The 13,162-nt window shown below is 52.6% G+C and carries 9 protein-coding genes and 1 rRNA gene; 5 read left to right on the top strand and 5 right to left on the bottom strand.

Annotation, left to right across the window (positions count from 1 at the left end):
• The first annotated feature begins 194 nt into the window (after positions 1-194).
• The 4 genes from rrf to mobA all read left to right on the top strand — a co-directional run bounded on the left by rrf (position 195) and on the right by mobA (position 5,304).
• Positions 195-311, top strand: a 5S ribosomal RNA gene (gene rrf / locus LZ24_RS11545).
• A gap of 198 nt (positions 312-509) precedes the next feature.
• Positions 510-2,765 carry a molybdopterin-containing oxidoreductase family protein gene (locus LZ24_RS11540; RefSeq protein WP_144685457.1) on the top strand — a complete coding sequence of 752 codons (2,256 nt, stop codon included), beginning with the start codon at positions 510-512 and terminating at the stop codon, positions 2,763-2,765.
• Between the two features lie 2 nt (positions 2,766-2,767).
• Positions 2,768-4,399 carry an FmdE family protein gene (locus tag LZ24_RS11535; protein WP_144685462.1) on the top strand — a complete coding sequence of 544 codons (1,632 nt, stop codon included), beginning with the start codon at positions 2,768-2,770 and terminating at the stop codon, positions 4,397-4,399.
• A 293-nt stretch (positions 4,400-4,692) separates the two neighbouring features.
• A complete protein-coding gene (gene mobA, locus LZ24_RS11530) occupies positions 4,693-5,304 on the top strand; it encodes a molybdenum cofactor guanylyltransferase (protein WP_144685456.1) in 612 nt (203 codons plus the stop codon).
• A gap of 649 nt (positions 5,305-5,953) precedes the next feature.
• On the opposite strand, the gene LZ24_RS11525 is transcribed toward mobA, so the two are convergent.
• The 4 genes from LZ24_RS11525 to LZ24_RS11510 all read right to left on the bottom strand — a co-directional run bounded on the left by LZ24_RS11525 (position 5,954) and on the right by LZ24_RS11510 (position 11,639).
• On the bottom strand, positions 5,954-7,030 hold the full coding sequence (locus LZ24_RS11525) for a lipase secretion chaperone (protein ID WP_144685455.1): 1,077 nt from the start codon (positions 7,028-7,030) through the stop codon (positions 5,954-5,956).
• A gap of 74 nt (positions 7,031-7,104) precedes the next feature.
• Positions 7,105-7,983, bottom strand: a complete 879-nt coding sequence (locus LZ24_RS11520) for an esterase/lipase family protein (protein ID WP_144685454.1) — start codon at positions 7,981-7,983, stop codon at positions 7,105-7,107.
• A 534-nt stretch (positions 7,984-8,517) separates the two neighbouring features.
• Entirely contained in the window at positions 8,518-9,855 is a 1,338-nt protein-coding gene (locus LZ24_RS11515) for a sigma-54-dependent transcriptional regulator (protein ID WP_144685453.1), read from the bottom strand.
• A gap of 26 nt (positions 9,856-9,881) precedes the next feature.
• Positions 9,882-11,639, bottom strand: coding sequence for an ATP-binding protein (locus LZ24_RS11510; RefSeq protein WP_144685452.1), 1,758 nt, complete (start codon positions 11,637-11,639; stop codon positions 9,882-9,884).
• A gap of 212 nt (positions 11,640-11,851) precedes the next feature.
• On the opposite strand from LZ24_RS11510, the gene LZ24_RS11505 reads away from it, so the two are divergent.
• Positions 11,852-12,235, top strand: coding sequence for a periplasmic heavy metal sensor (locus LZ24_RS11505; protein WP_144685451.1), 384 nt, complete (start codon positions 11,852-11,854; stop codon positions 12,233-12,235).
• Between the two features lie 92 nt (positions 12,236-12,327).
• Here the strand turns inward: LZ24_RS11505 and LZ24_RS11500 are convergent, their stop codons facing one another.
• Positions 12,328-13,083: a metal-dependent transcriptional regulator gene (locus LZ24_RS11500; protein ID WP_144685450.1), complete on the bottom strand. Its 756-nt coding sequence runs from the start codon at positions 13,081-13,083 to the stop codon at positions 12,328-12,330.
• Between the last annotated feature and the right edge of the window lie 79 nt (positions 13,084-13,162).

Genomic DNA, 13,162 nt, shown 5'->3' with positions numbered 1-13,162 from the left:
GTAATGCATGGAGCTTACCGGTACTAATCGGTCGTGAGGCTTAGCCACAATATTGGTGATCTTTGATTGCAGACCAGCGCTTTGGTTTTGTTTTGCTTGCATATAAATAAAATAAAAAAATAACTCGACGCATGAATGAATAAGGTGTAAAAGCCTTCAGTTCTTTTGATAAATTTATACATCGAAATACAATTTTCGGTGGCGATGGCGTCAAGGTCACACCCGTTCCCATCCCGAACACGGAAGTTAAGCTTGACTGCGCCGATGGTACTGCATGGGTGACTGTGTGGGAGAGTAGGACGCCGCCGGATTCTTTTAACGCCCTGTCTTTAAGGTGATTTTACCTCGAAGACAGGGCGTTTTTTATTTGGCAGACTTCCACAGAAAAGAATTTTTGTCTTGACCTTGATACGCATGCGGACTATCCTTTGCCTGATTTTTTATGCAGAAGATGTAAAAAATTGAATCGTATTTTTTATCGAAGACCAAGGTCCTGAAGGGAGGATTTCATGGGAGACTGGCATAAGACAGGATGCGTGCTCTGCGCCCAGAACTGCGGGCTGGAAATTCTGGTGGAAGAAGGCCGCATGGTAAAAGTACGGCCGGATAAGGACAACCCCAGAAGCGAGGGATATGCCTGTCGCAAGGGGCTGAATGTGCTCTATCATCAGTATCCTGCGGATCGTCTCATTCATCCCCTGAAACGGGTGGGGGATGCCTTTGTTTCCATCACCTGGGATCAGGCCATCGAGGAAATTGCGGAAAAACTGAAAACCGGCCTTGCGGCCCACGGCCCCCGCTCCTTTGCCTATCTGGGAGCTTCCGCCCAGGGGGGCCACATGGAAGCGGGGTTTGGGGTAAGCCTCATGCGGGCCTTCGGTTCCCAGAATCTCTACACGTCTGCGGGTCAGGAGTTCAGCGGAGCCTGGTGGGTGCAGGGCCGCATGTTCGGAAAACAGTACATCCTCACCGGCCCGGATGAGCATGAAACCGAGATGCTGGTGGCCTGGGGCTGGAACGGGATGCAGAGCCATCAGATGCCCAAGACCCCTAAGGTGCTGAAGGAAATCAGCAAAGATCCCCAGCGTCTTCTCGTGGCTGTGGATCCCAGAAAAAGCGAAACCGCTGAAATTGCGGATATCCACCTTGCCCTTCGGCCCGGAACGGATGCCCTCCTCATCAAGGCCATGATCGCCATTCTGGTGCAGGAAGGCTGGGAGAAAACAGAATATCTTGAAGCCCATTGCGAGGGCTGGGAGCGCATCCGCCCCTGGTTTGAAAATTTTGACAGCCGGGCTGCCCTTCTTGTCTGCGGCCTTGCCCATGAAACCGTGCACGAACTCTGCCGTCTCATGGCCACCCGCCGCTGGGGCTTTCATCCGGATCTTGGCATCTACATGGGCAGGCACAGTACCCTCAACTCCTATCTCCTCAATGTGCTGGGCGCTGTCTGCGGTATTTTCGGGCAAAGGGGTGGCAACATCATCCCCGGCATGGTCATGCCCTTAGGCTTTCATGCGGATGAGCGCAGCGAAAAGGTCTGGAAATCCGCCGTTACCGGCATGCCCCCTGCCGCAGCCGGGTCTTTTCCCTGCAGCATTCTGCCCGAAGAAATTCTCACCGACCACAAAGACCGCATCCGATCCATCATCGTGAGCACCTGCAATCCCCTGCGCTCCTGGCCGGACACCCAGGCTCTGGAAAAGGCCTTCTTAAGCCTCGATCTTCTCGTGGTCTGTGACATGGTCATGAGCGAAACCGCCCGTCTGGCCCACTATGTGCTGCCCTGCCGCAGTTTCTATGAAGCTTATGACGGAACCTTCTTTCCATGGACCTATCCGGAAGTGTATTTCCAGTTGCGAAGGCCCCTTGTAAAGCCCCATGGGGAAAGCCTTGAAGCCTCGCAGATTTTCACCCTGCTTGCGGACAGGCTGGGCCTGATCCCGGAAATTCCGGAAAAGGTGATGGAAGCCGCATCCAAAGACCGTATGACCTTTGGCGCGGAACTTATGGGCTGGATTGCAAACCATCCGGAGCACCTTTCCAAAATGCTCTTCATTCTGGGAAAAACTTTGGGCAAAACCTGGGACAGTGCGGCCCTTGCGGCTCTCTGGGGCATGATGATGACGGCCCCGAAGTCTTTCAGAAAAAATGCAGCCCGTGCCGGATTTGAAACGGGCTTTGACATGGGCGACCGGATCTTTCAGGCCCTGCTGGATCATCCCCAGGGGCTCTGGGTCGGGAAGGTGGATAGGGAAAAAAACCTTGATGAAGTGAAAACCCCTTCCGGAAAGATCGATCTTTTCATTGAAGAGCTGGCGGAAAAGGCGGCTTCCCTGAATGCAGAAGAAGAAATAAAGGCCCTGACCCTGCCGGAGGATTTTCCTCTGGTTCTCAACGCCGGGCGGCACCGCTCCACCAACATGAATACCCTGATGCGTAACCCGGAATGGATTCAGGGAAAGCGGGGCTGCACCATTGCCGTGCATCCCGAAGAGGCCGCAAAACTCGGGCTTCAGGACAAAGACACCGTCCGGGTGGTCACGGAAGGGGGCAGTGCCGTAGGCGAGCTGGAGGTGAAAGAAGACGTGCGGCCGGGTATGGTGCTGATTCCCCATGGCTTTGGTCTTATCTATGACGGGGTGAAATGGGGCTTTAATGTGAACGATCTTACGCTGCACACCCACCGGGATCCCATCGGAACGCCCCTTCACCGTTTTGTACCCTGCAGGCTTGAGATTTGCGGGGAAGGGAAGGGACTGTGATTATGAAGATCCGGGGATTATCCATCGAAGCCTATCTGGAAAAAGTCAGGGCCTTTCACGGTCATCTGGCTCCGGGCATGGTCTGTGGCGGTTTCATGGTGGAGCTGGCCTTCCAGAGCCTTCCCGAAGGGGGGCTCTACGATGCCATTGCAGAAACCAGGGCCTGTCTGCCCGATGCCATTCAGGTGCTCACCCCCTGCACCATCGGAAACGGCTGGCTGCGCATCGAGGATACGGGCCGCTTTGCCATTCTCCTCTATGACAAGCATACGGGAAAGGGAGTGCGGGTGGCTCTGGATCCGGAGCGTCTCAAAAAGTGGCCGGAAGTCCATGTCTGGGCCATGAAGCTGAAGCCCAAAAAGGAGCAGGATAAAAAACGGCTTTTCAGTGAAATCATCGAAGCGGGTTTCGGGCTGTACAAGGTGGAGCGGATTGTTGTGGACCGGAAGCGTTTTCCCAGAAAAGGCCGGATTTTTACCTGCCCGGACTGCGGCGAAAGTTTCAGGGGATCGGAGTCCGGGTCTTGTGAGGCCTGCATGGGGAGAATGGCCTTTTCTCCTTTGCGGGAGGAGCGTTCCGGGATGCGGGCCCTTCCCGTGGAAGAGGCCGCGGGCTTAAAAGTCCTGCACGACATGACCCGCATTGAGCCGGGTGTTTCCAAGGGAGCGGTCATTGTGAAGGGCCAGAGCCTTGGGGAGTCGGACATTCAGCTTTTAAAATCCATGGGCCGGGAAAGGGTCTATGTGGAAGAAACCGGGGTGGAAGAGACCGGGGTGGAAGAAAAGAGGCTTGAGAACAGTGCCGATGCCCTTTTCCATGAAAACGAGGTAGCCCTTGCCTTTGCGGAAAAAATGGCAGGTTCTGGCATCACCTACCTTCCCTTTCCGAGAGAAGGAAAGATTGATTTCACGGCAAAGCAGGGGGGGATTTTCCGTGTGGATCGGGAACGCCTCATGCGTTTTAACCGCTGCGAGGGGGTGATGTGCGCCACCCGCAGGAATGTAAGCCCTGTAAGTTCCGGCATGGTGGTGGGCGGCACACGGGCCATCCCCCTTTTCCTTGAAAAAAGGGCCTTTAACAGGGCCATGGAGGTTTTGGCCGAAGGCCCGCTCTTTTCCCTTGCGCCCTATGTTTTTTCACGGCTGGGAGTTCTTGTGACGGGAACGGAGGTCTTTGAAGGTCGGGTTCGGGACGGGTTTCTGCCCATTCTGGAAGACCTTGCGGCGGAGTATGGTCTGAAAGTCACGGAAAGCCGGATATGCCCGGACGATGCAAAAAAGATCGCAAAAGCCGCCCTGGAGATGGTGGAGGGAGGGGTTCAAGTGCTGGTGGTGACCGGAGGTCTTTCCGTAGATCCCGATGATGTGACCCGAAAGGCCCTTCAGGATGCGGGCCTTGTGGATGAGGTCTATGGGGCTCCTGTGCTTCCCGGAGCCATGACCCTCACCGGACGCATTGCCTCCACCAGCATTCTCGGGGTTCCCGCAGGGGCTCTCTATTCTGCGCCTACAGCCATGGACTTTCTTCTGCCCATGCTCCTTGCGGATCTCCCCATCACGCGGGCCGACATGGCAAGTCTCGGGGAAGGCGGTTTTCTCGATGCCGGACGCAGGATGCTTGAGGGAAAACAGTGACTGGGAAAAAACCATGGTAATTGTTCAGCATAGTTTACTCTTATATCCTAATGCTGCCACGGTAGCCACTTTGTACTGTTGCAAGGCTCCTTGGCTATTGGCAGGAGACATTGCAATCCTTTCGGGTCAGAGTTTTGTCCGGCACTCAAGATTCATAGGCACTTTTGCTCCCGTCAAGGGTTTGGGGCTTTTAGCTTGAGTGCCGGATTGCGTCACGGACAAATAGCCTGGGTGCCTGTGCATCTGTCTGGCAGAGATGGTTCTTGGAAAACTGTTCCGGACAGTTACCAATCATGATAAACGACTGCACGGGGGTTATTCTTGCGGGCGGTCGCAGTACTCGCTACGGAGGGCGGAACAAGGCCCTGGTTCCCTTTGGAGAGGGCCGTCTCATGGATGCCGTGCTCAGACCCATGACAGAAGTTTTTGGTGAAAAAATCCTCATTGTAAGCCAGGAAGCCGGCCTTTATGGGGATTTTGGCTTTCCTGTGGTTGCCGATGTTCTCCCCCTTCCCGGAGCTGCCACGGGCATCCATGCAGGCCTTTTTCATGCGAAAACGGATATCATTTTTGTGGTGGCCTGTGACATGCCCTTCATACGGCCGGAGCTGATCCGCCTTGTGCTTTCCCACATGCATCCTCCCCTCCTTGCCCTTTTTCCCTGCCATGGAAAAAACCATCTGGAGCCCCTGTGCGCTGCCTATCACAGGGACGGCCTTCCTGTCCTTGAAAGCCATATCCTTGAGGGCAAAGGCAAGGTGCAGTGGATTTTTACAGGGGAGCAGAAGGGCCTTGTTCCGGAAATTTTGCTGAGGGAAGCGGATGAAGGTCTGGAATCTTTTATCAACATCAATTCACCTGAGGATGCAAGGAAGGCAGGGGAGGCATTAATGATGTTTCCGTGAACCTGTCAGTTGGTGCCAGGAAGCCTGTCCGTCTGCAGTGCGGCTGTACATATCCTGAGAAGGAAAATCAGGAGGCAGCCCTTCACGGCTGCCTTTATTTTTTGTAACTTCTGAGTAACTTGAATTTAGTTCTTTTAATGCAAAAGCTTAAAAAATAACCAATTATCTATCACTGATCGAAATTAGTTTGAATCCTGCACAAGTTACTCTATGACAAGACGCCCTAGCAGGGCGTGAGCTGCTGTTCAGCATGGTTTTTTCTGAACTGCCAATGCTGTAGTTGCAGCAGCGTCTTACTGCTGCAAGGCTCCGTGGCTATTTGCAAGTGACATTGCAATCGTTTCGGATCAGAGCTTTGCAGGCCTGTGCGAAAGAAGCGGCAAACTGTCTGAGCCGCCACAAAGGCAGCGTGCTTAAGACTGCCATGGTAATCAAAAAGCTTATCCTGCCTGTGGCGGGGAGTTTTTGCCGCTTCCGCACAGGGCAAGAAGCTCCCGAATCCGGCACTCAAGATCCTTGAAGCACTTTTACTCCCGTAAAAGGCTTGAGCTTTTCAGCTTGAGTGCCGGATTGCGTCACGGGCAAATAGCCTGGGGCCTGTGCATCTGCCTTGCAGGTATGGTACCTGGAAAACTGTGCTGAACAGGTACTATTTTTTTTGCTCCGAAGCGTCCATGCGCTCCTGCAATGCCGCAGCAATGCGCTCACGCCTGCGCATGGATTCCGCATCTTCTCCGAAGAACTGTTCCTGAAGGATGTTCAGTTTCTCCTGTTTTTCTTCGGCCTGCAGGGAGCTGTCCCGAAGAAGGGCTTCCCTTTTCTCCCTGTACTCTTTTTCCCTTTCCCGTTTTGTGTGGATCTCCTGTTCCACCGTCTCCATGCGGATTATGGCATCCTCAGGAAGGGTTTCCTGTCTCAGGGTACGGATACGCTCCTGTCTTTCCGCATCGGATGCCATATGGGCAAGGTCAAGCTTATGCACCTCCAGAAGTTCACGGTATTGCTGATAGGGATTCCGGGAAAAAGGGGGGGGATCATCCCTTTCCAAACGGTAATTGTTGTCCAGATCCTGTAGAGCCTGAAGTTTTTCCCGGGCACCCATGTTCGGATTGGAGACAATCTCCACCCGATCCAAGCGATACCGGTTCTCTGCCATTTCCCTTCCAAAAAGCCATTCCGTATGATTTTCTCCCATGTGGGCGATACGGAAATTCCGGATGTCCTCCCAGAAAGCCAGACGTTCTTCCCGGTTTTGGGGTACGTTTTGCATGGCAAGGTAGTCCGCAAGATCCATCTCGCTCTGGATATAAGGGGCATAAACCGCAAGGATGGCTTCAGCACTTTGGGCATCGTAATTTTCAAACAGCCAGGCTCTCACTAAATCCATGTGCGCCACATAATCGGCAACCTGACCGAACTCCTGCGTCATCCAGGCGAACAGGGCGCGCACCTCTTCTCCCTTTTCCTCGGCCATGAGACCGGTCATAAGATCCGGACTGCTTTCATCCTTTTTTTCAAGAAAAACCGGGGGAGTAAGGGAGGTCAGGGGAGAAACAGCCAGCTTTTTGGACTCCGCAGAAATTTCATGGTCCGAGGATGGATGGGCATGGATTATTTCTTTTTCTTTTTTTCCCTGAGGGTACAGATACAGGACTGCAGCCGTCAGGATCAGAAAGACAATGCCAATCCAGCCAAGGCGGGGGACACGGCGGAAAGGTGTCCGCATGGTCAGACCTCCTTTTAAAAAAAGAACCCTCTGACCCCGAAAAAGGGCCAAAGGGTTGAAGAAAAAATTAAAAATCAATGCCCTCTTTTTTTCAGGTCCGCAGCAATGCCTTTATAAAATTCCGGGGCATCGAATCCGGGGGTGATACCGAAAAGCATGCCAACGATATTCAGATGATCACAGCCCGGAGAATACCAGGCCGCCTTCTGCACACCTCGAAATTCGCCCCACTTGGCACTTTCCACACTGACAAGGCCATCGTTTGCCCCTTCAAGGCCCAGCATGATGAGCCATGGCACCTGCATGAGCACACTGGGTGCTCCCCATTTGGCCTTGGCTGCCCAGCTCTGATAATAGACCTCTGGATCATCAAGTGTGTTGGGATTGAAGTGGTTCTGGACGATATCCGTTGTCACATCCCAGCCATTGGCAAGGCTGTCGGGATTTGCATCTCCCATGATGAGGGCATAGATGATGTCCATGGCCCCACCCACAAGACCATGCAGTTCCCCCGGAACCCCCTGCATGATCATGTCCGCCAGCCTGCTGCCCTGATGCGGCCCTGCAATGCTGGTATGGCTGGCCACAAAGGGAGCAAGCCCCAGATTGCTGATGGCATAGCGGGAATAGAGGGTGCCGTGGGAATGGCCGATAATATTTACTTTTTCTGCGTCGGATAAGGCAAGAATTTCAAGAACCTGATTGTTGAAATCAATGGCTTTGGCTTCCGTTGAGTCCATGCCGTTGACGGAGGTCACATAGACCTCAACGCCAGCCCGTTCCAGAGCTGAAGGGATGGCCCCCCAGTAATCCATGATACCCACAATTTGGGCAGAAGCACCCATGCCATGGGCCAGCACTAAGGGGTATCGGGTATCATACTTTGCATGGGCAGCGGGTATGAAAGCATAAAGAAGGAAAGCTGCGGTCAAGAACAGGGACTTTCTATGCATGGCATGCTCCTTTCATCGGGTGTTTTTTTGTTTTAAAAAAACTTTGAGATAACAAGTGTGGAATGTGTCTGGCGCCCTATGAACAGTGTTTACGCATGTGTGCAAGTTATATGTGCGCAAGCTTTCTGTCAAGCCCAAAAAAAATGTAATTATTCAGCACCGTTTATTCCGAACTGCCAATGCTGTAGTTGCAACAGCTTCGTACTGTTGCAAGGCTCCGTGGCTATTTGCAAGTGACATTGCAATCGTTTCGGATTCCGGCACTCAAGCCAAAAACCCAAAGCCTACTATAAAAAGCAATAAGCTTTTTCAGGCTTGAGTGCCGGATTGCGTCACGGGCAAATAGCCTGGGGCCTGTGCATCTGTCCCGCAGGTATGGTACATGGAAAACCGTGCTGAACAGTTACAAAAAATTTACGGTATCTGTTTCATGTAGAGGATTATGAAATGAAAAGGAGATAGAGAAGGGATCATCAGCAAATCAAAAAAGGCAGAGGGAGTCTGGCTGACGGAGGGCGGAAAGGCCTTTTGTAATCATGCTTCTCCATACAATTTCAGCTTGTTGTGCAGGGTTGCCCGTGTAATGCCAAGTATCCTTGCGGCTTCGGATTTATTTCCTGCCGTCTGGTCCAGGGTGCTAAAAATTGCCTGACGCTCCAGATCCGCAAGGGTTTTACCTGGCTCTCCCGAAGGGAGGCTGTCTGCCATGCCCATGGGCAGATGATCTTCGGTAATGGTATCCGCAGGGCAGAGGATAACGGCCCTTTCCACGGCATTTTCCAGCTCCCGCACATTGCCAGGCCATTTGTGATGTAAAAGGGCATCCATGGCCCTTGGGGAAAAGCGCAGTACATGTTTTCGGTTTTTTTCCGCATAGTGACGCAGGAAGTGGTGGGCCAGTAGGGGGATGTCTCCATTGCGCTCATTCAATGGGGGAATCTGCAGGTTCAAGACATTGAGCCTGTAGAACAGATCTTCCCTGAAGGTTTTTTCCCTGACGCAGCGGAGCAGATCCCGGTTGGTTGCCGCAAGAATCCGTACATCCACCCTTAGAACCTTGTCACTGCCCACCCGTTGCACTTCTCCCTCCTGAAGGGCCCTCAGGAGTTTTGCCTGCATGGCAGGGGAGGTCTCCCCGATTTCATCCAGAAAAAGGGTGCCGCCATCGGCCTGCATAAAGCGGCCTTCACGTCTGCGGTCCGCTCCGGTAAAGGCACCCTTTTCATGGCCGAAGAGTTCCGATTCAAGCAGGGCATCCGTGAAGGCTGCGCAGTTTAAAGGAATAAAGGGTCTGTTTTTTCTGGGACCGGTAGCGTGGATGGCTTTGGCAATGAGCTCCTTACCCGTACCCGACGGGCCTGTGATGAGTACGGTGGCTTCGCTGTTGGCCATGGCCCTTAGCATTTCCATCATTTTTTTCATGGCCGGACTTTTGCCGATGATATCCGGAAAGCCGGGCTGGGCTGCCACCTGTTCTTTCAGGCGGCGGTTTTCATCTTTTAAACGGCTGTGTTCCAGGGAACGGGATAAAAGAATGTTGAGTTCATCAAAGTCCAGAGGTTTGGTCAGGTAGTCATAGGCTCCGGCTTTCAGAGCCCTGCGCGCCGAGTCCACGGAAGAATAGGCTGTCATGATAATGATGGGGAGTGTCGGATTCCAGCGCAGCATCTGTTCTAAGGCCTCAATGCCGGAAATCCCTGCCATGCGGACATCCATGAGTATGGTATCCATGGCATCTTTTTTCACCCTCTCCAGTGCTTCTTCGCCACTCTGGGCCTCTTCAATTCCGTAGCCAAAACCTGAAAGCAGGGTTTTCAGCATTTTTCTGTGAGCATCATCATCATCCACCACAAGGATTTTTGCTGTTGCCATGGCTGGATTTCCTTGCCTTAAAAAAGTTAGAGGGGAAAGAACAGGGAAAAACGGGTACCTTTTCCAGGCACACTGTCCACCCGTATCTTGCCGCCGTGGGCTGTAATGATTTTTTCCACAACGGCCAGTCCAAGGCCTGTGCCCTTGCTTTTTGTCGTATAGAAAGGATCAAATATTTTTGGGATGTCTTCTTCCGCCATGCCCTTGCCCGTATCTTCTATGTCAAGGATGAGAAAAGACGCCTCGGTTTTTGCCCTGATGCTAAGGGTGCCCCCTTCCTCCATGGCCTGTATGGCGTTCAGGCAGAGGTTGAGCATGACCTGGGTGAAACGGTCCGGATCCAGATGGATTTCGGGCAGGGAAGGGAGGTCTTCATGGATCTGAATTCTTTTCATGGCAGCATCCGGTGCGATGAGACGGAGGGCATGCTGAATCAGGGGCAGGGGCAGGGTTTTAAGGGGTTGAATGTCCGATGGCCTTGCAAATTCCAGCAGTTCTCCGATGACACGGTCCATGCGGTTGACTTCCCGGATGAGAATATCGGCGGCCTCATGGTGGGGGCTTTCACCGGGAAAAAGCTGGCGGAAATGGGTGGCAAAACCTTTGATGGAGCTTAAGGGGTTGCGGATCTCATGGGCCACCCCTGCGGCAAGCTGGCCTACGGCTGCAAGCTTTTCTTTGCGCCGCACTTCTTCTTCCAGCCGGCGGATGTCGCTTAAATCCCTGAGCACAAGAATCTTGCCGAGAATGCCGTTTTCACTTTTTATGGCTGAAATGCCTGCGGATATGGGGATGGTGCTTGTTTTTGCCGGAAGAAGAATCTCCGATTCAGGTATCCGGGACTTTGTGTTTTGAATCAGGCGGCAAAGTGCGTCGGGCAGAAGGGGGGCAATATCCTGGCCGATGAGTTGCTGAAGGGGTTTTTGCAGCAGGGTTTCGGCGGTTTTATTGGCAAAGCGCAGCCGCCCATGGGCATCCAGCACCAGAAGACCTGCGGGAAAGGAGCGGATGATTTCCATGGACATGGCCTGGGTATCCTTCAGGCGTAATCTGGAGTAACGGAGGGCTTCGGCCCGGAATAGGGCGATGATACCAGAAACAGCCAGAAGCAGCAGGATACCGGCAAGGATGAAGGTGTGCTGGATATCCTTGCTGCGGGCCGTATCCAGCGCCTGCACATCCATGCCGACAACAAGGGTTTTGGGCGGGCTGGAAGGCTGGAACAGATCCCCGCAGAAGGGAGAGCCGCATGGGGATTCTGCTGCTTTGCGGGCCAGAGCCTGTCTTTTCATCGGATGCATGGCATGTTTTTCCATGGCCCTTGCCACGGGGGTAAAGGTCTGATGGAAGATAAAATGCCGGTCTTCGCCCTTGCCGGAGATGGTCCAGCCTCCGCTGTCGCTCCGGGAGAGCTGCTGCAGTATGGATGTTGAAAGACTGCGGCGGGCAAGGCCGTCGGGGTCGGCGTTGATATACACCTGACCGGAAGAATCCGTCAGAAGAATATAAAAAATATCCGGCAGTAAGGTGGTTTCTTCAAAAAGGGTTTTGAGCTGTGTTGCCTCACCCAGCCTGCCCATCATGCCCGTGCGGGTTCCGGCCTCAAGGGATCTGGCAAGAAGATGCCCCTTTTCCTGAAGGATGTGGACCATATCCCTTTGGGTGCGCTGGTGAAAGGCAAGGACCATGCTGAGTATGGAGAGGGCAAAAATAAGGATAAGAGCCGGTATCAGCCATCTTGAACCGCTGAGGGGAAGGTTGTGGGAAACGGCTGGATCTGACATGGGAACTCCGACTGTATGATGTTTATACGATGCTTGAATTATGCTGTATGATTTTTATACGCCACAGACTGGAAAATGAAAAGCCCAAATGGTTATTTTTTTATAATAGCTTGTTTCTGTTTGTTTTATTTTGTTTGGCATGTGTGTTGCATTAGGAATGGGCAGCATTGTCGATGACGATGAAAAATAAATCTTTAAAAAGGAGAAGAAGAATGAAAAAACTGGTCTTTCTCATGGTTGGAATGGCATTGGTCGGTGTGCTGGCGGTTCAGGGTTTTGCCTGGAGTGGAGGTCATGGCAGGGCCAAGGGAGGCATGGGCACATGTATGGAGGTGGCTCCTGAGAACCGGGTTGCCTTCATGAAAGATACCACTGAAATACGGGTGGCCATGGAAACGAAAAGGGCGGAGCTGGCTGCCCTGATGGCAGAGGAGCATCCCGATCAGGGCAGGCTGGAAGTTGTTTTTCAGGAAATGGGACGCTACAAGGCTGCCATGGCACTGAAGGCCAGAGAACATGGTCTGCCCGGAACGGGTGAAGGCTGCCCCTGTACAGGTATTCGTCATGGACGAAGGGGAGGGGCCAGTATGCAGTAGCCGGGTGACTGGCAGCAGGTAATCAAATTAAACGGGACTTCCGGTCCCGTTTTTTAACGAGAGCGTATAGAGACTTTTTAAAAAGAGACCATTTAAAATGGGACAACCATTATCTTTTCAGCATCCTCTACCCTGAGGATCAGATGATAACCTTTGATTTTGATGGTCAGGTTTTCACTTTCTTTGTCCAGCTCTTCGACTTCAACCACATTTCCGGGTCCGGCCTCAATTTCCTTGAGGTGGCGCAGGGCAGAAGCACGGCCTTCCATGCTGGAAAGTACCCCTTTTTCACCTGTTTTCAGACGGGAAAGGGGAATCATGCTTTTTTCAGGATTCTGAATCAGATCCTTTTTTTCTTTCAGTTCATTGACACAGTTGGAAATGCAGTTTTCACAGCCCCCGGCTTCCAGTCTTTCGCAGTGGCGGCTGAAGCCTTTGATCCAGTCTGCTCCGCCCCTTGGACAGATATCCACAAATTCCACAAACTGTATGAGGCGGTCGAGAATATTGGGAGAGATGGCATGTTCCATTTTGCATGCGGCATCTTCGGCTTCATTTTTTGGAACCAGAAGGATTTTTGTGAAAAAATCCTTGAGTGCCTCGTGTCTGCGAACCACATCCCTTGCCAGTTCTGTTCCTTTGGCCGTCAGGGTGATGAGGTCATAGGGGGCATAATTGATATAGCCCTTTTCCGAAAGGGACCGGAGGGCTCCTGTTACGGAAGAATTGTTCACATTCAGGCGATTGGCAATATCCTTGGCCCGTGCCGCCTGTTTTTCCGAAACAACGTGGAAAATGGTTTCAAGATAATCTTCGAGACTGGCACTCAGTTTTTCAGATTCAGACATAATGTATTTCCTGGGCTTGGATTTGAATGTTCTTGGCCCTGGTATCCGGAAAGGATCGTCTACGGGTACGATGAAGGCT

Source organism: Desulfobotulus alkaliphilus (assembly GCF_007830435.1).
In the GTDB taxonomy this organism is placed as follows: Bacteria; Desulfobacterota; Desulfobacteria; order Desulfobacterales; family ASO4-4; genus Desulfobotulus; species Desulfobotulus alkaliphilus.
This window is presented reverse-complemented; position numbering and strand designations above follow the sequence as displayed.

What these genes read in the sequence shown, in the direction of transcription:
- LZ24_RS11540 (WP_144685457.1), top strand. Translation starts at nt 510, where the DNA reads ATGGGAGACTGGCATAAGACAGGATGCGTGCTCTGCGCCCAGAACTGC.
- LZ24_RS11535 (WP_144685462.1), top strand. Translation starts at nt 2,768, where the DNA reads ATGAAGATCCGGGGATTATCCATCGAAGCCTATCTGGAAAAAGTCAGG.
- mobA (WP_144685456.1), top strand. Translation starts at nt 4,693, where the DNA reads ATGATAAACGACTGCACGGGGGTTATTCTTGCGGGCGGTCGCAGTACT.
- LZ24_RS11525 (WP_144685455.1), bottom strand. Translation starts at nt 7,030, where the DNA reads ATGCGGACACCTTTCCGCCGTGTCCCCCGCCTTGGCTGGATTGGCATT.
- LZ24_RS11520 (WP_144685454.1), bottom strand. Translation starts at nt 7,983, where the DNA reads ATGCATAGAAAGTCCCTGTTCTTGACCGCAGCTTTCCTTCTTTATGCT.
- LZ24_RS11515 (WP_144685453.1), bottom strand. Translation starts at nt 9,855, where the DNA reads ATGGCAACAGCAAAAATCCTTGTGGTGGATGATGATGATGCTCACAGA.
- LZ24_RS11510 (WP_144685452.1), bottom strand. Translation starts at nt 11,639, where the DNA reads ATGTCAGATCCAGCCGTTTCCCACAACCTTCCCCTCAGCGGTTCAAGA.
- LZ24_RS11505 (WP_144685451.1), top strand. Translation starts at nt 11,852, where the DNA reads ATGAAAAAACTGGTCTTTCTCATGGTTGGAATGGCATTGGTCGGTGTG.
- LZ24_RS11500 (WP_144685450.1), bottom strand. Translation starts at nt 13,083, where the DNA reads ATGTCTGAATCTGAAAAACTGAGTGCCAGTCTCGAAGATTATCTTGAA.